Here is a 22395-nt window from a genome sequence, read left to right as displayed (position 1 = left end):
CCCCTCACGCGCGAGGCAAAAAATTGCCGGGGGTTATTACCGGAAAAATCCGCTAAATTGTCATTGGCGCCGGCCCACTTCGGGCGCCAATGACAAGGATCCGCCTCATGAAAAAACTCTCTCTCCTTGGACTCGCCGCTTTACTGAGCGCTTGTCAATCCATGCAACCTGCCCCGAAAGCCAGCCTCGAGGGCGAAGTTTTCTACCTGCAACGCATCGCCCTGCCGCCGACGGCGATCCTCAGCGTCAGCCTGCAGGACATTTCACTCGCCGATGCCCCCGCGAAGGTCATCGACGTACAGCGCGGCCAAGTCCAGGGCCAGGTGCCACAGGCCTTCCATCTCAGCTACGACCCGTTGAAGGTAGAACCCAATCATCGATACTCGGTAAGTGCGCGCATTGAAGTCGACGGCAAACTGAAGTTCATCACCACCGAGAATCATGCCGTGCGCCTGGACGGAACCGATCCACAACCACTGAAGGTCCGCGTCGATCCGGCCCGCTACTAAGTGTCTTTTTCGAAAAAGGAAGCTGCCATGCTCCGCCCTACCCTTCGCTTCGCCGGCCTGTGCGCTGGCTTGATGATCTGTGCCAACGCCCTGGCGCTGTCCCTCTCCGACCTGTCACAGAAAGACGCCACCGGCGGGCTAAAGGACGCACTGACCCAAGGTGCGCAACTGGCCGTCAAACAACTCGGCACCCCGGGCGGCTTCAGCAACAACCCCGACGTGAAAATCGAACTGCCGGGCAAGCTGGGCAAAGTCGCGAGCAAGATGAAACAGTTCGGCATGGGTGACCAGGTCGACGAACTGGAAGCCAGCATGAACAAAGCGGCGGAAAGCGCCGTGATCCAGGCCCAGCCGATCCTTGTGGATGCCGTGAAGAAAATGACCGTGGAAGACGCCAAGGGCATCCTCAGCGGCGGCAACGATTCAGCCACCCAATACCTGAGCAAAACCAGCCGCGAACAAATCCGCACCAAGTTCCTGCCCATCGTCAAGCAAGCCACCGACAAGGTTGACCTGGCCCAGCAGTACAACTCGTTCGCCGGGCAAGCAGCGACAATGGGCGTTGTGGATGCGAAGAATGCCAACGTCGAAAACTACGTCACCGAGCAGGCGTTGAATGGCTTGTTCGAGATGATCGGCAAACAGGAAGAAACCATCCGCCAGAACCCGGCGGCTGCGGCAACCAGTTTGGCGAAGAAGGTGTTTGGCACGCTCTAAGCCCCGAGAAACTGCTGTGGTAGCAAGCCTGAACTGGTGCGCTGCATAGCAGTGAAGATGAGGCGGGTTTTGTCGAACGCAACTGACCTTCACCTTTCCCGGAAACAAGGACGTTTCTGATCAAATCCGTCTGCGATTCGCCTTCTCACAGAGAGTTTTTCCTACGCAAGGCTTGATTGCTTTGGGGATACGCTCAGCGCTCGTCATTTCGACGAACCAACGGATAAGGAAATCATTATGACGCAACATAGAATCAACGCGCTCTTGCACTTTCCTCCGGACTACGAAGTACCGGAAGGCTGCGACATCAATATCAGAGTACAAAACATTACCAACAGAACTGTGCCGATCCTTCACGGCATATGGGGCAGTAACACACTACCCTCGGCACGTCCCATCAATTTTGGTGTCAGTGTCGATTCAAACCTGAATGCCGTCGGAAGTCGCTATGTCATCAACGTAAAAATTTCCCACCAGAACACCGCGCTCTTGCTGGATATAGAGCGAGAATTCCACTGGGCAGGAGGGGATCACGATGCAGACATTTATTTGAGCCCCGTGGGCTACATCGCCGTGGAAAAGACCTGGATGCCGAGGATCGGTTACCCTGCCGACTCGAAACTGTATGTAAAGCTGATTGAACCCGTTAGCGATGAGAACGACGAGACCCTTGTGTGTGAAGGGGTCGGCTTGACCGGGGAGCCTAATTTCTATCTGAAATATGACCCGTCCATGATCAAACCGGGCCGACTTTACACGCTGGTCGGCTCATTTGAGACCTATGGCCAGCGCCGACTGTCGCTGGGGCTTCATCCAGCGAAACTGATACTGAAGCCTAATGATGTTGTTCATCTTGCAGATTTCGGTGCCTCTACCTGAAAGCCTGCGGATCGACACTTGACGCAAGATCCACTTATTTCATGCCACAGGCGTAGTGGATACGACGAATGCCAACGTCGAAAACTACGTCACCGAGCAAGCGTTGAATGGCTTGTTCGAGATGATCGGCAAACAGGAAGAAACCATCCGCCAGAACCCGGCGGCTGCGGCAACCAGTTTGGCGAAGTAGGTGTTTGGAACCTTGTAATTATTATCTGTCCGCAATACCAAAGAAGCCCCCTGAATCTGTGAAGGTCAGCGGGCTTTTTCGTCTTCCGTTGTTTTCTATTACCGCGGACCGTGGCCGCCCCCTCAAGGACTTAGTAGAAGTAAGAACGTTTCTGCTATATCAAACACACTCTTCGTCACAGATTGCAGGAATTGCCCTACATAAAATTCGTGGTGTCGACTCTATGGTTAGCACTCGTCAATACCGACGATTCTTTGAAAGGGAAATCAAAATGAATAGGGAAAAAGAAATTACCGGCAACGTGGTTTATTTCGAAAAAGTTGACCTTCGACCTGGCTCGTCCCTCCATGTCAGCTTAGTGGATACCACTCAGTCAAATGCTCTGAAAACGCTGGCTACAGAGATCTATTCCAATGTGAATAACGACATCATGGAATACACATTGAGTTACGACCTTGCAAAACTGCAGTACGGGAACACCTACTCCATCAGTGCAAACATCCTCTATGAAGACCAAGTGGTCTTCACCTCCACGAAACCTGTACCAGTGGATTTGAGCGCGGATATGATGTGGGTCAAAGATGTGGTGGTGAGCATCGTTAGTGTTTCGCCAGGCGCATAACCGGCAGTTTTGCTGAAGTTGTCGTTGGCGCCGCCTGTCCCCAGGTGCCAACGACAACCGTATTACCCTCTCAACCAACAAAAAACCATGAACCTGGTCGGCCCGAAGGCCGCCAAGATCAAACCCTCAAACCGACTCTTTGCGAACCCGAAACCAGGCGGCATAAAGGGCAGGCAAAAACAACAGAGTCAACGCCGTGGCCACAATCAACCCCCCCATGATCGCCACTGCCATCGGCCCGAAAAACACACTGCGCGACAACGGAATCATCGCCAATACCGCCGCCAGCGCCGTCAGCACAATCGGCCGGAACCGCCGCACCGTCGCCTCGATGATCGCCTCCCAAGGCTTGAGCCCCGCCGCGATATCCTGCTCGATCTGATCCACCAGAATCACCGAATTACGCATGATCATCCCCGACAACGCGATAGTCCCCAGCATGGCCACGAAACCGAACGGCTGACGGAACACCAACAGAAACAGCGTCACCCCGATCAACCCCAGCGGCGCCGTCAGGAACACCATCGCCGTGCGCGAAAAACTTCGCAGCTGCAGCATCAGCAAGGTCAACACCACCACGATGAACAGCGGCACCCCGGCCTTCACCGAGTTCTGTCCGCGCGCCGAGTCCTCTACCGTACCGCCGACATCCAGCAAGTAGCCATCGGGCAATTCAGCGCGGATCGGATCGAGGGTCGGCATGATCTGCTGCACCAGCGTCGCCGGTTGTTCTTTGCCATAGATGTCGGCGCGAACGGTCACGTTGGGCAGGCGGTTGCGGTGCCAGATGATGCCCTCCTCGAAGCCGTATTCCAGGGTCGCGATCTGCGACAGCGCGACACTGCGACCGTTATCGGTCGGCACCGCCAGGCTCGGCAGCAATGACAGTTCGGTGCGCTCATGCAAGGTGCCGCGCAACAGGATCTCGATCAACTCGTTGTCTTCACGGTACTGGCTGACGCTGGAACCGGTCAGGGAGCTTTGCAGGAACCTCGACAGGTTCGCCGTGCTCACGCCCAGCGCCCGCGCGCGGTCCTGATCAATGTTCAGGTACACCACCTTGCTCGGTTCTTCCCAATCCAGGTGGACGTTGACCACATGGGGGTTCTCGCGAACCTTGGCCGCGACTTTGCGCGCCAGCGCCCGCACTTCCTCGATGTGCTCCCCGGTCACGCGAAACTGCACCGGATAGCCAACCGGCGGACCGTTTTCCAGGCGCGTGACCCGCGAACGCAGAGCCGGGAATTGCTCGTTGAGGGTCGAGATCAACCAGCTGCGCAGGGTTTCCCGTTCTTCGATGGTTTTCGCCAGGACGACAAACTGGGCGAAGCTCGCCGCCGGCAGTTGCTGATCCAGCGGCAGGTAGAAACGCGGCGAACCGGTGCCGACGTAGGCCACATAATTGTCGATCCCGGTCTTGTCCTTGAGCAGCGCTTCGAGGCGCTTGACCTCGTCGGCAGTGTTGCTCAGCGAAGCGCCTTCGGCCAGTTTCAGGTCGACCATCAACTCCAGGCGACCCGATGCCGGGAAGAACTGCTGCGGCACAAAGCGGAACAGCACGATAGAGGCAACGAACAACAGCACGGTCACCAGAATCACGGTTTTGCGCCAGCGCACGCACCACTCCACCAGACGCCGGACGCGCTGGTAAAACGGCGTGGCATACGGATCGGGTTGACCGGCACCGTGTTTGGCGGCGTGAATCTTCGCCAGGTCCGGCAGGAGTTTTTCCCCCAGGTACGGCACGAATACCACTGCGACCACCCACGACGCCAACAGCGCGATGGTGACCACCTCGAAGATCGAGCGGGTGTATTCGCCAGTGCCCGATTGCGCCGTGGCAATCGGCAGGAAGCCGGCCGCGGTGATCAGCGTACCGGTGAGCATCGGGAACGCGGTGCTGGTCCAGGCATAACTCGCCGCTTTGACCCGGTCGAAGCCCTGCTCCATTTTGATCGCCATCATTTCCACGGCGATGATCGCGTCGTCCACCAACAAACCCAGGGCCAGTACCAGCGCGCCGAGGGAGATCTTGTGCAGGCCGATGCCAAGGTAATACATGCTCGCGAACGTCATCGCCAGCACCAGCGGAATCGCCAGGGCCACCACCATGCCGGTGCGCACGCCGAGGGAGAAGAAGCTCACCAGCAACACAATGGCCAGCGCCTCGACCAGCACTTGCACGAACTCGCCAACACCGGTTTTCACCGCCGCCGGTTGGTCGGAAACTTTACGCAGCTCCATGCCGGCCGGGAGGTTTTTCTGGACGCGGGCAAACTCGACTTCCAGCGCCTTGCCCAGCACCAGGATGTCACCGCCGTCCTTCATTGCCACCGCCAGGCCGATGGCGTCTTGCGCCATGAAGCGCATGCGCGGCGCCGGTGGATCGTTGAAACCACGGCGCACGTCGGCCACGTCGGAGATGCGGAAAGTGCGATCACCGACACGGATCGGGAAGTTCTTGATCTCGTCGACCGTCTGGAAATTCCCCGTCACCCTTAGCTGCAGGCGCTCGCTGCTGGTTTCGAAGAACCCCGCCGTGGACACCGCGTTCTGTTCTTCAAGGGCTTGCTGGACGGCCGCCAGCGGCAAGCCGAGGGTGGCGAGCTTGACGTTGGAGAGTTCGATCCAGACTTTCTCGTCCTGTAAGCCCAGCAGTTCGACCTTGCCCACATCCTTGACCCGTTGCAGCTGGATCTGGATGCGGTCGGCGTAATCCTTGAGCACGGCGTAGTCGAAACCCTCACCGGTCAGGGCGTAGATATTGCCGAACGTGGTGCCGAATTCATCGTTGAAGAACGGCCCCTGAATCCCCGGTGGCAAGGTATGGCGGATGTCGTTGATCTTCTTGCGCACCTGATACCAGAGTTCCGGGATCTCCACCGAGTGCATGGAGTCGCGCGCGATGAAGGTCACCTGGGACTCGCCGGGGCGGGAGAACGACATGATGCGTTCGTATTCGCCGGTTTCCATCAGCTTCTTTTCGATACGTTCGGTGACCTGGCGCGAGACTTCTTCGGCGGTCGCTCCCGGCCAGTTGGTGCGAATCACCATGGCCTTGAAGGTGAACGGCGGGTCCTCGCTCTGGCCGAGCTTGGTGTAGGAAAGTGCGCCGACGATGGCCAGCAACAGCATCAGGAACAGGACGATCTGGCGATTACGCAGCGCCCATTCGGAAACGTTGAAGCGCATCGGGGCTTACTCCTTGTCCGCCAGATTGACCACGCGATTGGAGCGATCCACCGGGCGCACCTGCTGCCCTTCGAGAAGCACATGGACACCGGCGGCCACCACCCAGTCGCTGGCGTTGAGCCCTTCAAGCACCGGTACGGTTTTCTCGCCGAAGGCACCGATTCGCACCGGGGTTTTCTTCAAGGTGTTGTTGGCACTGACGACCCAGACATAGGTCACGCCGTTTTCCGCTGTCAGCGCAGACAGCGGAACGGACAGCGGAACCACGTCGACGGCCTGCACGAACACTCGGGCGCTCTGGCCCAGTTCGACAGGAACCTTGCCGGAACTGAAGGCAATGCGGGCCGCGAAGGTGCGCGATTTTGGATCAGCCGACGGCGACAATTCACGGATACGCCCTTCGAATCGCTGATCGGGCTGGGTCCAGAGCTCCACCGACACCGGCTCACCGACCTTGAAACGGCCGAAGTTCTGCTCCGGCAGGCTGATCAAGACTTCACGCTCACCATCGGTTGCCAGGGTGAACACCGTTTGCCCCGCAGCCACGACTTGCCCGACCTCCACCAGGCGCTTGGCCACGACACCGTCCTGCGGCGCACGCAACACGGCATAGCTGGCCTGGTTATTGGAAACGTTGAATTCGGCTTTGATTTGCTTGAGACGTGCCTCACCGGAGCGGTAGAGGTTTTCGGCGTTGTCGTATTGCGAGCGGCTGACCAGTTGGCGCTCCATCAGGGTCTTGTAGCGATCACGCTCGGAACGCACCAGGTTCAGATTGGCTTCGGCGGCGGCGACCTGAGCCCGGGTGGCCTCCAGTTGCAGGCGCACGTCCTGGGGGTCGAGCTCCGCCAAGGGTTGATCGGCCTTGACCCGCTGCCCCTCATCGACCAGTCGTCGGCTGACTTTGCCGCCGATACGGAACGCCAGGTCCGGCTCATACCGTGCGCGAACTTCACCGGGATAGCTTTCCATGGCCTGCGCCGAAGGCTCTGGCTGGACCACCATGGCCGGGCGCACGCTGACCTGCGGTGCCTCTTCGTGACCGCACGCAGACAATAAAAAAGCCAGGGTGACTGGCAACGCGAGGGGCAAGGCATAGCGGAACATGGTGAAGGACCTTTCGCTAATGGTGCTTTGAATAATTATACTGAGCAGTATGTTATTAATAGCAAACTCACCAGTCCAGTAATAAAAACGAATATGCCAAACAATCTTTCAGCACCCAATGGACCAGGCAGACCCAAGGATCTGGTCAAGCGCCAGGCGATTCTCGATGCGGCCAAAGCGCTGTTTCTGAGTAAGGGTTATGCCAATACCAGCATGGATGCCGTCGCGGCCGAGGCCGGTGTGTCGAAGCTGACGGTCTATAGCCACTTCAACGACAAGGAGACGCTGTTCTCCGCCGCCGTGATGGCCAAGTGCGAGGAACAGTTGCCGACGCTGTTCTTCGAACTGCCGGAAGGCGTGGCCGTGGAAACCGTGCTGCTGAACATCGCACGCGGATTTCATCAACTGATCAACAGTGACGAATCGCTGAACCTGCACCGTTTGATCATGGCCTTGGGCAGTCAGGACCCAAAACTCTCACTGATCTTCTTCGAGGCCGGGCCTCAGCGCATGCTGCACGGTATGGAACGCTTGTTGAGCAAGGTCAACGAAAGCGGCGCATTGAGCATCGACAAACCGCACAATGCAGCAGAACACTTCTTCTGCCTGCTCAAGGGCGCAGCGAATTTCCGGCTGCTCTTCGGCTGTGGCGAACCATTGGACGACGAGGCCGCCGAGAGTCATGTGCAGGAAGTGGTGGGATTGTTTATGCGGGCTTATCGGCCTGAGTGAGCCTGGTGAGTTTATGGTGATTGGGCGGGCGTATTCGCGAGCAGGCCCGCTCCCACAAGTGACCCGGTTCCGTCAGACAGTATGCGATCAAATGTGGGAGCGGGCTTGCTCGCGAAGGGGGCGACTCGGTCTTACGGCTTGAGCGCCTTTTTCGGATAAATGTCATACCGACTGGACTTGCCATCGAGCGCATGACTCGGCTTCGGCCCATCGATGCACGGCGCCTTGCGCGGGCGCTTGACCACCACCCGGTGGCTGGCCAGGGCCAACGCGGCTTCGAGCAATGCCGGCGCATCCGGGTCATCGCCCACCAATGGCCGAAACAGGCGCATTTCCTTCTTCACCAGCGCGGTTTTCTCACGGTGCGGGAACATCGGGTCGAGGTAGATCACCTGCGGTGGTTCACCTTCCCAGTTGCGCATGACCTCGATCGAATTGCCCTTGAGCAAGCGCATGCGCGCCACGATCGGCGCCACGTCGAAATCTTCCGCGCCACGGGCCAGGCCGTCTTCGAGCAAGGCACCGATCAGCGGCTGACGCTCGATCAGGCTCATCTCGCAACCGAGGCTGGCCAGCACGAACGCGTCCTTGCCCAGCCCTGCCGTGGCATCCAGCACCCGCGGGCGCACGCCTTGGGCGACGCCGACGGCCTTGGCGATCATCTGCCCGCTGCCGCCGCCGTACAGCCGGCGATGGGCCGCACCGCCCTCGACGAAGTCCACCCGCACCGGCCCCGGCGCATCCGGCCCCAGTTGTTGCAGCTGCAAGCCCATGTCACCCACCTGCAAGGCAAACTCGCCGTCTGCCACTTGCATTGGCAAGCCCAGGCGCTCAGCCCATTGTTCGGCTTGTGGCTCGAAAGCCGCGTCGAGGGCCTGGACATGGATGCGGCAGGCCGCAGGTTGATCAATCATCGGAAAACACGCTCAAAAAATTAATGATCGGCAAAAACGGCCGATAACAAAACTATCGAGCATTTTGCCAGAGCTGAGCGTCGACCGAGAGAAATGTCAGACATTCAACCCACAATCACAGGTTTTATCTCGCCCTACGGCGACTACAACCTGCGAAACACCCAGGCACTGAGCGGCGTCAGCCACATCTGGCAGGATTTCTTTGCCCGGGCGCTGGCAGAACAGTCGGGTGAAGTGCTGCCGCAATCGCTGAACCTTCCACCGGTCGATCTCGAAAGCCCGGTTGAACCCACGATCGGCAGCGACCTGCTGGCCCACATCGTGTCCCAGCGCGAATGCGACGTGAAGGACAACGTAATCCGCCCGCCCGAGCCGCTGTTCCTGCCGATCGCCGAATTCGAGATGGACCTGGCCGACAAGCCATCCCCACCGTTCCCGGCGGACGAAATCGTCGCCCAGCAAAAACAGCAGGACTTCGAAAGCGGCTGGGTTCGCCCGATCGTATTGAACGCCGGTCAACCGCTGCCAGAAGGTGGCCCTGCCCCGCAACCGCGTCCGCTGCACCTGCCGATTGCCGAATTCGAACTCGATCTGCTCGACAAGCCGTTCCCGCCGTTCTCGCCGCAAGAGCTGGTGGAACAACAGAAACAATTCGATTTCGACAATGGCTGGGCGCGCCCGATCATCCTGCAGAACCTGCGCATCGCCGCCTGATCCTCAGCCTTTGAAAAACTGATTGGCCTTCTGATAGGGCATCGACCGGGACGTGAAACCGAACGTGCCTGACGTCTGGATTTCTTCGGCAGCGCGGAAGAATTCGCCATAGGCCGCCAATGCCAGCGCCGAACCGACGCTGATGCGTTTAACGCCCATCTCACCCAACTGCGCGACCGTCAGCTTCAAGCCGCCCGACATCAACACATTCACCGGCTTTGGCGCCACGGCGCGCACCACCGCCAGCACATCCTCGGCGCTGCGCAGGCCCGGCGCGTAGAGCACATCGGCACCGGCCTCGGCGAATGCCTGCAAGCGCCGGATGGTGTCGGCCAGATCGGGATTGCCGTGCAGGAAGTTTTCCGCCCGGGCAGTCAACGTAAAGTCGAACGGCAAACTGCGAGCGGCTGCCACAGCGGCTTCGATGCGCGCCACGGCGTGTTCGAAACAGTAGATCGGGCCTTCTTCGCGGCCGGTGGCATCTTCGATCGAACCACCGACGGCGCCGACCTCTGCCGCGCGCAAGATACTTTTCGCGCAGTCGGCCGGGTTGTCGGCAAAGCCGTTTTCCAGGTCGACGGCAACCGGCAGGTCGGTGGCGGCGACAATCGCCCGGACGTTCATCAGGGTATCGTCGAGAGTCAGTCCGCCATCGGCACGGCCCTGGGAAAAGGCATAACCGGCGCTGGTGGTTGCCAGCGCCTCGAAGCCAAGGCTGGCGAGCATTTTCGCCGAGCCGGCATCCCACGGATTGGGAATCACAAAAGCCCCGGGGCGTTCATGAAGGGCTTTGAACGCCTGGGCTCGAAGGGTTTGCGCATCCATTGGGCAGGCTCCTGAAGAGGGGAAAGAATCCGCCTCAGAGCAGGCCAAGTTGCTCGGCGACGGGTTCTCTGTATAGCTCAGGCAGCGCCGGCAAGCCAGGCAAACGCAGCATCAGCCTGGCATGAAAACGCTGCGCCAGCTTCGCGGCCAGCAAGTTATCGGCGGTGTGCAGGAAGATGTACGGCGTACGGCCCTCTTCGATCCATAGCGCGATTTTCTCGACCCACGGCTCCAGGAACGTATCGTTGGCTTCAAGCGTCGGATGGCCGATAAAACGCACCTGCGGGAATTGCGTGAATGCCGCGGGGCGCGGTGGCACCCGAGGTTTCTTCGATTGGGCGTGGAGCACCGAGGGCTCGGTCGAGGTGCAACTGAACAGAGCACGGGGATCGAGACAGATGCGTTCGACACCGCGATCCAGCAGCAGACGATTGAGCATTCGTTCGCTGTCACCCTTGGCGAAAAACTCGTCGTGCCGCACTTCCACGGCCAGCGGCCGCTGCAGGGCATCGATGAATCCGGCCAGTTCCGGCAAGCGTTGGGGCGTGAAGCTTTTCGACAGCTGTAACCACAGTGGCGACACTCGCTCGCCGAGCGGGCTGAGCAATTGCACGAAGGTTTCGGCGGCGGTCAGTTGCTCGCGCAGATCGCCACCGTGGCTGATCTCGCCGGGAAACTTGGCGGTGAAGCGAAAGTGTTCGGGCATGGTCTCGGCCCAACGCTGCACGGTGCTGGCAGCCGGGCTCGCGTAGAAGGTCGTGTTGCCTTCCACGGCATTGAAAACCTGGCAATAGAGATCAAGAAAGTCGGCGGGTCTGGCGTCGGACGGATACAGGTAGTCGCGCCAGGCGTTTTCGCTCCAGGACGGACAACCGAGGTAATACGGCAGCAACATCAGATGTACAGGTCGAGACCCAGCACATCCGCTTCCCAATCGACGAAACCGGCGGTGCTCAGGTAGCTGGCCAAGGCTGTCGCCACGCTTTTGCTCATGGCACGGTGGTAAATCATGTCTTGCTGACGGGCGGGGAGATTGCTCAGTTTTTGCGCGGAAGCTTTGGCGGCGCGGGCAGCCAGTTGCTCTTCAGTCGGGAATTCCAGCTCGCCTTCGATATCAATGGCGTCGTCTTCCACCACGCGGTCTTTGCGAGGCTTGCGCTTGATGGGGTAGGACTGAGAGGAAACGCCGTCTATACGCATACGTGCATACTCGGAATCAGTGATGGCAGTTTAGTGGCGCATATCCCACTTCGCAAACCGCCGAGTGATAACTAGAACACATAAAAGACAAAAGGTTTAAAAGCTGGGGTTAGAAAAAGACGATTGGTGGTGCCTGGAAAAGATCGCAGCCTGCGGCAGCTCCTACAGGGAAATGCGATCTTCTGTAGGAGCTGCCGCAGGCTGCGATCTGTAAAGGCTTAACGCGCCTTGGGCGTCGCCACCTTGTCACGCAGATATACCGGCTGCGCCTCATCGGCCACGATCGCCTCGCCACGTTCCCAGGCAAACCGCGCCAGAGTCAGCAAGTCTTGCGCATGGGGCAACATGCCCGCGTCCTGCCCGCTCAGGCTGACGGCGATACGTTCGGCATAACCCCAACCAGTGCCTGCGCCGAACCATTCGCCGCCGGCATCGGCCGGCAATGCAGCGGACTCCGGCGGCAGTACAGCTTCAGCCCCCACCAGGCGCATCTCCCCGGCCGCTTCGCGGTAGCAACCCCAATACACTTCATCCATGCGCGCATCGATGGCGGCGGCGACCTGAGTGGCGCCGTGTTCACGCAACGCACGTTGCGCCAGCACGGCCAGGTTCGACACCGGCAGCACCGGGCGATCCAGGGCGAACGCCAGGCCTTGCACCACGCCGATGGCAATGCGCACACCGGTGAAGGCCCCCGGGCCACGGCCGAACGCAATGGCGTCGACCGCTTGCAGCGTGGTGCCCGCATCGGCCAGCAACTGCTTGATCATCGGCAGCAGCTTCTGCGCATGCAGGCGCGGGATCACCTCGTAATGGCTCGTGACCTTGCCATCATGCAGCAAGGCAACGGAGCAAGCTTCAGTCGCGGTGTCCAGGGCCAGCAAGGTGCTCATCGATGTATCCACAAGAGAAATCAGAAAAAAGTGCGTCAGTATAAACAACTACGGCCCGCAAGCGGGCCGTGGATGATGCAGCGGGTCAGGTTTTTCAGCTCAGGGCTGCAAGCACCTTGGCGGTGATCGCTTCAACCGAACCGACGCCTTCGATGTGGCTGTACCTGGGCTTGCCATTGGCAGCCGACAGCGTCTGGTAGAACTCAACCAGCGGCTTGGTCTGGGAGTGGTAGACCGACAGGCGATGACGCACGGTTTCTTCGGTGTCGTCCTTGCGCTGTACCAGCTCTTCACCGGTGACGTCGTCAATGCCAGCCACTTTCGGCGGGTTGTAGACGATGTGGTACACGCGGCCGCTGGCCTCGTGAACACGGCGACCGGCGATACGCTGGACGATTTCTTCGTCTTCAACGGCGATTTCAACCACGGCATCGAGCTCGACGCCTGCAGTCACCAGGGCTTCTGCCTGGGGAATGGTGCGCGGGAAGCCGTCGAACAGGAAACCGTTGGCGCAGTCGGACTGGGCGATGCGGTCCTTGACCAGTGCGATGATCAGGTCATCGGACACCAGGCCACCGGCATCCATGATGCTCTTGGCCTTGATGCCCAGCTCGGTGCCGGCCTTGACCGCTGCACGCAACATGTCGCCGGTGGAGATTTGCGGAATGCCGAATTTTTCGGTGATGAACTTAGCCTGAGTACCTTTACCGGCCCCGGGAGCTCCCAGCAGAATGACGCGCATCGATGTGCTCCTCAATTTTTTATATGGATAACGTCAGATTCGCCTCGTGGGGCCAATCTCAAAAATAGGGTCGTGACCGCCCAAACGGTCAAAGGCTGATCAAGATACACAGCAGGCTGCGCCCACACAAGACGCCAAAAGTCGGAGAAACCGCTGCCTCTTGCGACCATTGCGCGCAGTTTCCCAAGTCGCAACCCCATCATTAACTGTCGCCTGACAGCACTTTTGCCCCCGTCAAACGTCGGCATCCGGCTCACCTGCCGGACGCCTCAGCCCACGGCAAAAACCTTAGCCGGTGTTACGCAAACCGGCGGCAATCCCCGCCACAGACACCAGCAAGGCCTGTTCTACCGGGCTGCCCTGCGCCACGTCCTGCACTCTTGAACGAGCCAGCAACTCGGCCTGCAATAGATGAAGCGGGTCGAGGTAAGTGTTGCGCAAGCGGATGAACTCAAGGGTCGCTGGGCTATGTGCCAGCAACTGCGACTGCCCGGTCAGGCCGAGAACGATGGTGCACGCCTGCGACAATAGGTCGCGTAAGTGCGCACCCAATGGCAATAGTTTCGGCTCCACCAGACGCTCATCGTAGGACTGCGCAATGTCGGCATCGGCCTTGGCCAGGACCATTTCCAGCATGTCGATGCGGGTGCGGAAGAACGGCCACTGCTCGCGCATTTGCCCCAGCAGCTCGCCTTCGCCACGCTCCAGTGCCTTGCTCAGGGCCGCTTCCCAACCCAGCCAGGCCGGCAGCATCAGGCGCGTCTGGGTCCAGCCGAAGATCCACGGAATCGCCCGCAGGCTTTCGATCCCCCCGGCCCGGCGCTTGGCCGGACGACTGCCCAGCGGCAAACGGCCGAGTTCCTGCTCCGGCGTCGACTGGCGGAAATACTCCACGAACTGCGGATTTTCCCGCACCACCGCGCGGTAGGCGCTGACACCGTCTGCGGCCAGTTCGTCCATCAAATGGCGCCACTCGGGCGTAGGTGGCGGCGGAGGCAGCAAAGTCGCCTCCAGCACCGCGGCCAGGTACAGATTGAGGTTTTGCTCGGCGATGTCCGGCAGGCCGAATTTGAATCGAATCATTTCGCCCTGTTCGGTGGTGCGGAAACGCCCCGCCACCGAGCCCGGTGGCTGCGACAGGATCGCCGCGTGGGCCGGGCCGCCGCCTCGCCCCACAGTGCCGCCGCGACCATGGAACAGCAGCAGCTCGACGTCGTGCGAACGGCAGATATCCACCAGTCGCTCCTGCGCCCGGTACTGCGCCCAGGCCGCCGCGGTGGTGCCGGCGTCCTTGGCCGAATCCGAGTAGCCGATCATCACTTCCTGCGGCCCTTGCAGGCGCGCGCGATAGCCCGGCAACAGCAGCAGCTTCTCGATCACCGGCCCCGCGTTGTCGAGGTCGGCCAGGGTTTCGAACAACGGCACCACGCGCATCGGCCGCAACACGCAGGACTCTTTGAGCAGCAACTGCACGGCGAGTACATCGGAAGCCGCACCGGCCATGGAAATCACATAGGAACCGAGGGATGCCGACGGCGCAGCGGCGATTTCCCGGCAGGTCGCCAGTACTTCAGCGGTGTCGGCGGAAGGTTTGAAGTACGTCGGCAACAACGGCCGACGATTGCTCAGTTCGCGCATCAGGAAGGCGATGCGCTCTTCTTCGCTCCAGTCCTCGTAGCGACCCAGGCCGAGGTAGTCGGTGATTTCGGTCATCGCCGCGGTGTGCCGCGACGAGTCCTGGCGTACATCCAGACGAACCAGGAACAGTCCGAATGTCACGGCCCGACGCAGGCAATCGAGCAACGGCCCGTCGGCGATCACGCCCATGCCGCACTCGTGCAAGGAGCGGTAGCAAAGCTCCAGTGGTTCGAGCAGTTCGCGGTTGTCTTGCAGCACGTCGATCGGCGCCGGCGCGGGCGTCGACAAGGCGGCGTGTGCCCAGTTTCGCGTTGCCCGCAGGCGTTCGCGCAGATGTTTGAGCACAGCCCGGTAGGGCTCGGCGCTGTCTCCCGCCCGGGCCTTCAATTCATCGCTGGCCTGCTGCATCGACAGCTCGGCGGCCAGGCGATCGACATCGCGCAGGTACAAGTCAGCCGCCATCCAGCGCGCCAACAGTAAAACTTCCCGGGTCACCGCCGCCGTCACATTCGGGTTGCCGTCGCGGTCGCCGCCCATCCACGAGGCAAAGCGAATCGGTGCCGCCTCCAGTGGCAGGCGCAGGCCGGTGGCGGCGTGCAGGGCCTGATCGGCCTTGCGCAGATAATTGGGAATGGCCTGCCACAGCGAATGCTCGATCACCGCGAACCCCCACTTGGCTTCGTCCACCGGCGTCGGGCGCGTGCGGCGGATCTCCTCGGTGTGCCAGGCTTCGGCGATCAGGCGCTGCAGGGTGGTCTTGATCTGTTCGCGCTCGGCACCGGTCAAGTCACGGTGATCCTGAGCCGCCAGCTGCGCGGCGATGGCGTCGTACTTCTGGATCAGCGTGCGGCGGGCTACTTCGGTCGGGTGCGCGGTCAACACCAGCTCGATCTCCAGCCGGCCCAGTTGCCGGGCCAGCGAGTCGGCGCCATGCCCCTCCGCGCGCAGGCGCGCGAGCAACTCCGGCAGCACCCGGGCTTCGAACGGTGCCTCCCGGGATTCCTCGCGACGGTGAATCAACTGATATTGCTCGGCGATGTTGGCCAGGTTGAGAAACTGGTTGAACGCACGCGCCACCGGCAGCAACTCGTCTTCGCTCAGCTGATTGAGGCTGGCACTGAGTTCGGCGTCCATGGAACCGCGCCGGTCAGCCTTGGCGCCCTTGCGGATCTGCTCGATCTTGTCGAGAAAACCATCGCCATATTGCTCACGAATGGTGTTGCCCAACAGCTCACCCAACAGGTGAACGTCCTCGCGCAAGCGTGCATCAATATCGGTCATCAGCAGGTCTCCAGCAAAAAATCCGGGCGGCTAAGAAACAAGAGAGTGCCGCCCCAGACAGGTTCTTACAAGCAAGACGACGAAGGGCCTGTAAACCCTGCCTGTTGAGGCTAGTCTGAACAGTAAGCCGTACAACGGTTGTCACCGGCCAGTGCCGGACACTCACTCTGCCTGCCACGAGCGGGAGCGCAATGAGGTCAATATGAAAATCCGCGAGCTTGCCCACCACTGGGAAGAAAACGCCAAGGGTCGCCTGACCGACACCGGCTACTCGATTCATCTGGACGTGGAGTCTGCCGCACGGCTGGCCGCGCTCGTCGAAATGTACCCCAAGCGGCATCCCGAAGAACTGCTCGGCGATCTGATCGGCGCCGCACTGGAAGAGCTGGAAAGAAGCTTCCCGTACGTCAAGGGCACGACCGTGGTTGCCACCGATGAAGAAGGCGATCCGCTGTACGAAGACATCGGGCCGACCCCGCGCTTTCTGGCGTTGTCCCGTCGACATTTGCATGACTTGTCGGTGCCTGAAGACAAACAGAAACACTGAACATCCGCAAAACCTGTGGGAACGGGCTTGCTCGCTCCCACATTAGCCCGTATTCCAATTCAAAAAATCGCACTTCTCCTGCCCTAAAGGGCGCTGTCGACTTGATCCAAGTTTTTCGATAGCCGGCTATTTTCTCTGAACTTTCAAAAAAAGCCTCGGGTCAACCCAAGTAACCACGCCTGGGACGAGCGTTTCAAAATACCCCGCAATTGATGGTTTCAGCGCCCTGCCCGGGGTGGACTTCGACGTTTTTCAGGAACTGGCCCAATGGAGTTGAAGACCATGAAAACCCGAACCGGAACCCCCTCATTTACCTGTTCGCAAAGCCTCAAACTGGTGGCGTTGGCCCTGGGCAGTTGCCTGGTGCTGGCCGGTTGCGCCGGTAATCCGCCGGCCGAGCAGTACGCGGTCACCCAATCGGCCGTCAATGACGCCGTGAGCGCCGGCGGCACCGAGTTCGCCGCAGTGGAAATGAAGTCGGCCCAGGACAAGCTCAAGCAAGCCGAAATTGCCATGCACGACAAGCAATACGACCAGGCCCGGATGCTCGCCGAACAGGCCGAGTGGGACGCTCGCGTGGCCGAGCGCAAGGCCCAGGCGATGAAGGCCGAACAATCAGTGAAGGACGCGCAGAAAGGCGTTCAGGAATTGCGTCAGGAAAGCCAGCGCACCGTTCAGTAAGCGGCGCGGCCCCCCGCATTCCCACTCGACTAAAAGGACGAAATCATGAAATCCAATCAATTGATGATCCCTGCCCTGCTGGCTGTCACCGTAGCCCTGACAGCCTGCTCCACACCACCGAACGCCAACCTCGAACAGGCCCGCAACAACTACACTGGCCTGCAAGCCGATCCGCAGGCCAGCAAAGTCGCGGCGCTGGAGACCAAGGAGGCCAGCGACTCTCTGGACCTGGCCGATAAGGCCTACAGGGACAAGGAGGACGCGGCCAAGGTCGACCAGCTAGCCTATTTGACCAACCAGCGCGTCGAAGTGGCCGGGCAGACCATCGCCCTGCGCACCGCCGAGGCCAGCCTGAAAGATGCCTCGGCGCAACGGGCCCAGGCGCGCCTCGACGCCCGTGACCAGCAGATCAAACAGTTGAAAGACAGCCTCAATGCCAGGCAGACCGATCGCGGGACGCTGGTGACCTTCGGTGATGTGCTGTTCGCCACCGACAAGGCCGAGCTGAAATCCAACGGCCTGGCGAACATCAGCAAACTGGCGCAGTACCTCCAGGAAAACCCCGAGCGCAAAGTGATTGTCGAGGGCTACACCGACAGCACCGGTACGGCGTCGCACAACCAGTCGCTGTCGGAACGTCGCGCGGGCTCCGTGCGGGCGGCGCTGGTGAAGATGGGCGTTGATCCGGCGCGTATCGTCGCCCAGGGTTACGGCAAGGAGTATCCGGTGGCGGATAACAGCAGCACCTCGGGCCGGGCGATGAACCGTCGGGTAGAGGTGACCATCTCCAATGACAATCAGCCGGTGATTCCGCGTTCGGCGATGAGTTCATACACCCAATAATCAAGCTACTGCGCGAAACCAGTGTGGGAGCGGGCTTGCTCCCACATTTGATCTCTATTGCCAACAAATACCGGTTTACTGCTCCAGCTTCTGCGGCGTTTCCTGCCCCATGCAGCGCACGGCTTTTTTCTTGCTGTCGACCAGCACGCCGGTCAGGCCTTTCTGTTCCATGTCGAACAGCACCAGCACGCCATCGATGCACTGCGCCACTTGCGCGGCCGGTTCCAGGGAGACTTTGTAGTCTTCACCCGGCACGGTCTTGAGCATGGTGAATTCGTTGAGCAGCAACGCATCCTCAGGCTTGGCGAAATGCAGGTAGCCGTACCACCACAGGGCACCGACAGTGCCGAGGATGCTGCAGATACCGGTGATGATCAGCGGGATAGCGTTACGTTCTTCACTCATTGCGGACTCTCTGGTGGTTCATCTTCTGAATTCGGGGGTGCCGGATAGTTGGGAATTTCACCCAACCGGCGCAGGCCGTTGAAATGCTGCGGATCATCTAGATAACGCAACATGACCTTGCGCCAGACCGGGTCGGCGAACGTCTGCACATGACCGCCACGGGTCAGTTGCAGCACCCGCGGCGGCGGCGCAGCTTGATACAGACGGATGCCGTTGGAAAGAGGCACGATCGGATCGTCGATGCTGTGGTAGATCAGTTTCGGCACGTCCTTGAGTTGCGTCATGGAGTTGATCGCGCTGTCGCCGTCCGGCACCAGCCACGACAACGGCACCTGCACCGGCCAGGTCAACCATGACGTACTCAAGGCAAACTGACCGATGCTTCGGTAGCTGGCGGGCACTCCGTCGAGGACAAAAGCCTTCAGTTGTTTCTGGCGTTCAGGGTGCTGGACCAGGTAATGCACGGCCATCGAGCCCCCAAGGCTCTGGCCGAGCAGGATCAGCGGCTTGCCTTTGACCTCCGGCGCCTGGTCGAGCCATTTGAAGGCTGCGTCGATGTCCTGATAGATCGCCGGCAGGCTGGGTTCACCTTCGGACAGGCCATAACCGCGATAGTCCACAAGCAACACCTGGTAACCATTTTTCGGCAACCAAAAGCTCCCACCGAGGTGCATGGGCAGGTTTCCACCGTTGCCGTGCAGGTGCAGCACCGTACCCTTGACCTCGACCCCCTTCTTCGCCGGCAGCCACCATGCGTTCAGCTTGAGGCCATCGGCGGTGATCAGGGTGACCGTGCGGTATTCGAGCCCGGCCTTTTCCGGCGTGAACAACTGGCCGGGTTCGGGGTAGAACAGCAGCGAACTGCAACCGTTCAAGGCCAGGAGAAGGCAGAGAATGCCGAGGGTTCTCATCCGGTGAAACCTCGCGAAAAAATGGTGGAACACGGTTCAATGTGGGAGCGGGCTTGCTCCCACATTTGGATCTCACCAGCCTTAAAGAATGTTGGAGTAATCCGCCTCGATCCGGTCCAGGCTCAGGTGGTTGAGGAAGTTGGAGAAGCACATCCACGCCGACAGCGCGTTCATGTCGCGAAACTGTTCCGGCAGGTACTTGGGCGGCACCACCAGGCCTTCGTCCACCAACTGGCGCAAGGTACGCATGTCTTCCAGGGTGGTCTTGCCGCAGAACAACAGCGGTATCTGCTCCAGCTTGCCTTTACGCACGGCCAGTTGAATGTAGTTGTAAATCATGATGAAGCCCTTGAGGTAGGACAAGTCTTTGGTAAATGGCAGACCTGTCGGCACCGAGCCGCGGAAAACGCGACTGGCGTTGCTGTAGCTCTCGGGCATTTCGAAACCTTGCTCGCGGAAGAACTCGAACACCTGCAGGAAGTCGGCTCCCTCCTCCACCATGTGGATGGCGCGGGTGCGGTTGGTCAGTTTGCGCAGGCGACTCGGGTAGGAGGCGAAAGTGATGATTTCCATCAGGATCGCCAGGCCTTCCTGGGTCACCGTCGACGATGGCGGGCCCTTGGCGAGGAAGGTACAGATCGGCTGATTCAGGCCGTTGAGGGTGGTGCCGACGTGCACCAGCCCTTCATGGACTTCCAGGGCGCGCACATCGCGCTGGTTGAACATCGCATCGGAGCGGATCTTGATGTAATCGGCGCCGGCCGCCGCATCGGCGACGATCCCGTCGGACTCGAACACCCGGATGGTTTCCTCGGCTTCGCCAAACACCTTGTTCAAGCGATGCTGCAACAGGTCGACCGCATCCTTGGCCGTCAGCGTCTTTGGCTCATCCTTGAGGTCGCCACGGCCGTCGATGTTGTTCAGGTATTCGGACAACATCATGCCCAGGTCGGACAGTGTCGGGTCGCCAGCGTGGAACGCGTCGGACGCGGCGCCGTACAACTCCTGGGAGATCAGGCCGAAATCCTCGGTGCCACGCGCTTCGAGCATGCGGATCACCATGCGGTATTCCTTGCACATGCGGCGCATGATCTGGCCGACCGGGTTGAACTGGCCGAGCTGGCGGGTGATGTCGCGCTCGATGTTCTGGAACTCCAGCTTCACTTTGCTGGAATCGAACGCCAGCGGCCGATTGAGGTAGTAGTCGCGGTCCACCGCCGGCATTTCCTTGCCCTTGGCCTTGAGGAAGCCCTTACGAATGTTGTCGTCCCACTTGACCGCATCGAGGACGCGGATCGGCGTCTGCGCCAGCACGATGCGATCGGACAAAATGCGTATCGACTGTTGGTAATCGTCCACCCGAAACTCCTGTAGAAACCTGTTTGTACTGCTTATTTGGCTTTGGCCTGACGCTGGTAGCGCACGGCTTCGACGAACACATCGGAATTGGCCGGGTCGTCGAGGTAGGCTGCGACTTGATCCATGTGGCTGTCGACCAATACGCCATCACCGTCGTGGGTCTGGAAGCTTTCACCGCTCAGGGCTTTCTGCTTCATGGCCTGGTTGATCTGGTCGAGGTCGAGGTTGTAGACCACCAATTCATGCTTGTCGGTCAGTTCAAACCCGCCAATGGTGAAATGCCCGCCGAACTGTGCCGGCACCTTCGCCGACAGATACCAGCGGTTGCCATGGCGCGTCACTGTGAAGGGATAGGCCTCCCGCTCCCTGGGCCTGGCCCGGTAATAACTGACGGCCTGATAGCGGTTGTCGCCGATGCGGGTCAGTTCGAGGTTGAGCGGCTCGCCCCAGGCATTGGTGCTGGTCCATTTGCCGAGCAATCCCTTGGGCGCGGGTTCGCTGACAGGCAGCGGCTCCTTGAAGGTCACCAGACAGCCACTGAGCAGCAGGAACGACAAGGCGATCACAACGACACGCCAGGCTTTCATTCGAAACTCCCTATGAACACACAGCTAACCTGTAGGAGCTGCCGCAGGCTGCGATCTTTTGATCTTGTTTTTCAAAGGATCAAGATCAAAAGATCGCAGCCTTCGGCAGCTCCTACGGGGATTAGACCGACGCCAGCACCAGGTGCATGTAGCGCGTCAGGATGCCGAGCATTTCCTCTTCGGCGGCAGGCTCGTCTACGTTGAGCAGGCCCTGATATTCCATCCGGCCGATAATCGCCGTCAACACCTTGGCATCCTGATGCGGCTCGCGCGAGCCCAATACCTGGAACAGCTGGCAAGAGCCCTGCAACAGGATTTGCTGATGCGAGCGCACCAGTTCGGCCAGGCGCGGGTTAAGCAATGCCTCCTGACGGAACGCCTGCTCGGCCATCAAATGCTCACGGCGATTGACCAGTTGCCGGTGAACGTAATCGGTCATCAGCCGCGCAATGTCGTCCGCCAGTTTCGAGCGCGCCTGCGGGCTGCCATCGCCACTGTCGATCATCTCGCGCAGCAGGCCCTCGTTGTTCACCCACAGTTTGCCCATGTACGCCGCACTGCGTTCCACGTATTGGGCGAAGGTATCGGTGAGCAGGTCATCGATATCCTTGAAATAGTAAGTGGTCGCCGACAACGGCACTTGTGCCTCTGCGGCCACCGCACGGTGCCGTACGGCCCGCACACCGTCACGCACGACAATGCGCATGGCGGCATCCAGGATTTCCTGTCGTCGCTGTTCGCTGCCCTGTCGGCTGGCCTTGCGACCCTGGTACTGAACACTTTCAGCGACCGCAGTGGCGACACCCGCTGCACCTTCTTGAGCTATTGCACGAATCACGACAGGTATTTCCTCTCAGATGAAAGTAACAAGTTGATACGTTTGTACCAGACAGGCAATAAAAAGCCG

Annotated in this window: 23 protein-coding genes and 1 pseudogene; 10 read left to right on the top strand and 14 right to left on the bottom strand. The window is 60.0% G+C overall.

The genetic code is table 11. From position 1 onward, the window contains the following. Nucleotides 1-107: 107 nt before the first annotated feature. From AB4O40_RS23230 to AB4O40_RS23210, 5 genes and pseudogenes are all read left to right on the top strand, one after another. On the top strand, nt 108-509 hold the full coding sequence (locus AB4O40_RS23230) for a YbaY family lipoprotein (protein ID WP_056721006.1): 402 nt from the start codon (nt 108-110) through the stop codon (nt 507-509). 27 nt (nt 510-536) lie between these two features. Continuing rightward, nucleotides 537-1226: a DUF4197 domain-containing protein gene (locus tag AB4O40_RS23225; RefSeq protein WP_460057866.1), complete on the top strand. Its 690-nt coding sequence runs from the start codon at nt 537-539 to the stop codon at nt 1224-1226. A 237-nt stretch (nt 1227-1463) separates the two neighbouring features. Further along, entirely contained in the window at nt 1464-2105 is a 642-nt protein-coding gene (locus tag AB4O40_RS23220) for a hypothetical protein (RefSeq protein ID WP_056721008.1), read from the top strand. Nucleotides 2106-2154: 49 nt separating this feature from the next. Next, a pseudogene (locus AB4O40_RS23215) lies at nt 2155-2295 on the top strand (DUF4197 family protein); the annotation flags it as partial. 271 nt (nt 2296-2566) lie between these two features. Continuing rightward, nucleotides 2567-2917 (top strand): YbaY family lipoprotein, encoded by a 351-nt coding sequence (locus AB4O40_RS23210; RefSeq protein ID WP_162252400.1) that lies wholly within the window; start codon nt 2567-2569, stop codon nt 2915-2917. Nucleotides 2918-3043: 126 nt separating this feature from the next. Here AB4O40_RS23210 and AB4O40_RS23205 read toward each other — a convergent pair whose 3' ends face one another. Then, a complete protein-coding gene (locus tag AB4O40_RS23205) occupies nt 3044-6109 on the bottom strand; it encodes an efflux RND transporter permease subunit (RefSeq protein WP_056721012.1) in 3066 nt (1021 codons plus the stop codon). Nucleotides 6110-6115: 6 nt separating this feature from the next. Continuing rightward, on the bottom strand, nt 6116-7216 hold the full coding sequence (locus tag AB4O40_RS23200) for an efflux RND transporter periplasmic adaptor subunit (protein WP_056721015.1): 1101 nt from the start codon (nt 7214-7216) through the stop codon (nt 6116-6118). 93 nt (nt 7217-7309) lie between these two features. On the opposite strand from AB4O40_RS23200, the gene AB4O40_RS23195 reads away from it, so the two are divergent. Then, nucleotides 7310-7948: a TetR/AcrR family transcriptional regulator gene (locus AB4O40_RS23195; protein WP_056721017.1), complete on the top strand. Its 639-nt coding sequence runs from the start codon at nt 7310-7312 to the stop codon at nt 7946-7948. Nucleotides 7949-8079: 131 nt separating this feature from the next. Here the strand turns inward: AB4O40_RS23195 and AB4O40_RS23190 are convergent, their stop codons facing one another. Beyond that, complete coding sequence (locus AB4O40_RS23190) at nt 8080-8862, bottom strand: class I SAM-dependent methyltransferase (RefSeq protein ID WP_056721019.1); 783 nt, start codon at nt 8860-8862, stop codon at nt 8080-8082. A 93-nt stretch (nt 8863-8955) separates the two neighbouring features. Here AB4O40_RS23190 and AB4O40_RS23185 point away from each other — a divergent pair, with 93 nt between their 5' ends. Then, nucleotides 8956-9576: an energy transducer TonB gene (locus AB4O40_RS23185; protein WP_460057873.1), complete on the top strand. Its 621-nt coding sequence runs from the start codon at nt 8956-8958 to the stop codon at nt 9574-9576. A gap of 3 nt (nt 9577-9579) precedes the next feature. Here the strand turns inward: AB4O40_RS23185 and AB4O40_RS23180 are convergent, their stop codons facing one another. The 6 genes from AB4O40_RS23180 to ppc all read right to left on the bottom strand — a co-directional run bounded on the left by AB4O40_RS23180 (nt 9580) and on the right by ppc (nt 16155). Beyond that, entirely contained in the window at nt 9580-10401 is an 822-nt protein-coding gene (locus tag AB4O40_RS23180; RefSeq protein ID WP_056721022.1) for an isocitrate lyase/PEP mutase family protein, read from the bottom strand. A 34-nt stretch (nt 10402-10435) separates the two neighbouring features. Further along, a complete protein-coding gene (locus AB4O40_RS23175; protein ID WP_056721023.1) occupies nt 10436-11296 on the bottom strand; it encodes a DUF72 domain-containing protein in 861 nt (286 codons plus the stop codon). Beyond that, nucleotides 11296-11601, bottom strand: a complete 306-nt coding sequence (locus tag AB4O40_RS23170) for a hypothetical protein (protein ID WP_056721025.1) — start codon at nt 11599-11601, stop codon at nt 11296-11298. The genes AB4O40_RS23175 and AB4O40_RS23170 overlap by 1 nt, the downstream gene beginning before the upstream one ends. A gap of 218 nt (nt 11602-11819) precedes the next feature. Then, entirely contained in the window at nt 11820-12494 is a 675-nt protein-coding gene (gene tsaB / locus AB4O40_RS23165; RefSeq protein ID WP_056721027.1) for a tRNA (adenosine(37)-N6)-threonylcarbamoyltransferase complex dimerization subunit type 1 TsaB, read from the bottom strand. 94 nt (nt 12495-12588) lie between these two features. Further along, on the bottom strand, nt 12589-13236 hold the full coding sequence (gene adk / locus AB4O40_RS23160; RefSeq protein ID WP_056721029.1) for an adenylate kinase: 648 nt from the start codon (nt 13234-13236) through the stop codon (nt 12589-12591). A gap of 288 nt (nt 13237-13524) precedes the next feature. Continuing rightward, entirely contained in the window at nt 13525-16155 is a 2631-nt protein-coding gene (ppc, locus tag AB4O40_RS23155) for a phosphoenolpyruvate carboxylase (RefSeq protein ID WP_223542173.1), read from the bottom strand. 202 nt (nt 16156-16357) lie between these two features. Here ppc and AB4O40_RS23150 point away from each other — a divergent pair, with 202 nt between their 5' ends. The 3 genes from AB4O40_RS23150 to AB4O40_RS23140 all read left to right on the top strand — a co-directional run bounded on the left by AB4O40_RS23150 (nt 16358) and on the right by AB4O40_RS23140 (nt 18226). After that, entirely contained in the window at nt 16358-16702 is a 345-nt protein-coding gene (locus AB4O40_RS23150; RefSeq protein ID WP_056721034.1) for a hypothetical protein, read from the top strand. 267 nt (nt 16703-16969) lie between these two features. Beyond that, nucleotides 16970-17383, top strand: coding sequence for a DUF4398 domain-containing protein (locus tag AB4O40_RS23145; protein ID WP_056721036.1), 414 nt, complete (start codon nt 16970-16972; stop codon nt 17381-17383). A gap of 45 nt (nt 17384-17428) precedes the next feature. Then, nucleotides 17429-18226, top strand: coding sequence for an OmpA family protein (locus AB4O40_RS23140; protein WP_460160113.1), 798 nt, complete (start codon nt 17429-17431; stop codon nt 18224-18226). Nucleotides 18227-18301: 75 nt separating this feature from the next. Here the strand turns inward: AB4O40_RS23140 and AB4O40_RS23135 are convergent, their stop codons facing one another. From AB4O40_RS23135 to AB4O40_RS23115, 5 genes are all read right to left on the bottom strand, one after another. Further along, nucleotides 18302-18631: a hypothetical protein gene (locus AB4O40_RS23135; RefSeq protein ID WP_046041078.1), complete on the bottom strand. Its 330-nt coding sequence runs from the start codon at nt 18629-18631 to the stop codon at nt 18302-18304. Continuing rightward, nucleotides 18628-19542 (bottom strand): alpha/beta hydrolase, encoded by a 915-nt coding sequence (locus AB4O40_RS23130; RefSeq protein WP_056721041.1) that lies wholly within the window; start codon nt 19540-19542, stop codon nt 18628-18630. The genes AB4O40_RS23135 and AB4O40_RS23130 overlap by 4 nt, the downstream gene beginning before the upstream one ends. An 81-nt stretch (nt 19543-19623) precedes the next feature. Beyond that, nucleotides 19624-20901, bottom strand: coding sequence for a flavohemoglobin expression-modulating QEGLA motif protein (locus AB4O40_RS23125; protein WP_056721043.1), 1278 nt, complete (start codon nt 20899-20901; stop codon nt 19624-19626). A 32-nt stretch (nt 20902-20933) separates the two neighbouring features. Further along, nucleotides 20934-21488 carry a hypothetical protein gene (locus AB4O40_RS23120; protein WP_056721045.1) on the bottom strand — a complete coding sequence of 185 codons (555 nt, stop codon included), beginning with the start codon at nt 21486-21488 and terminating at the stop codon, nt 20934-20936. A 121-nt stretch (nt 21489-21609) separates the two neighbouring features. Beyond that, entirely contained in the window at nt 21610-22326 is a 717-nt protein-coding gene (locus AB4O40_RS23115) for a TetR/AcrR family transcriptional regulator (RefSeq protein ID WP_056721047.1), read from the bottom strand. Between the last annotated feature and the right edge of the window lie 69 nt (nt 22327-22395).

Source organism: Pseudomonas sp. S2_F07 (genome assembly GCF_054668325.1).
The sequence above is the reverse complement of the archived record's forward strand: the minus strand, read 5'-3'. Positions and strand labels throughout refer to the sequence as shown.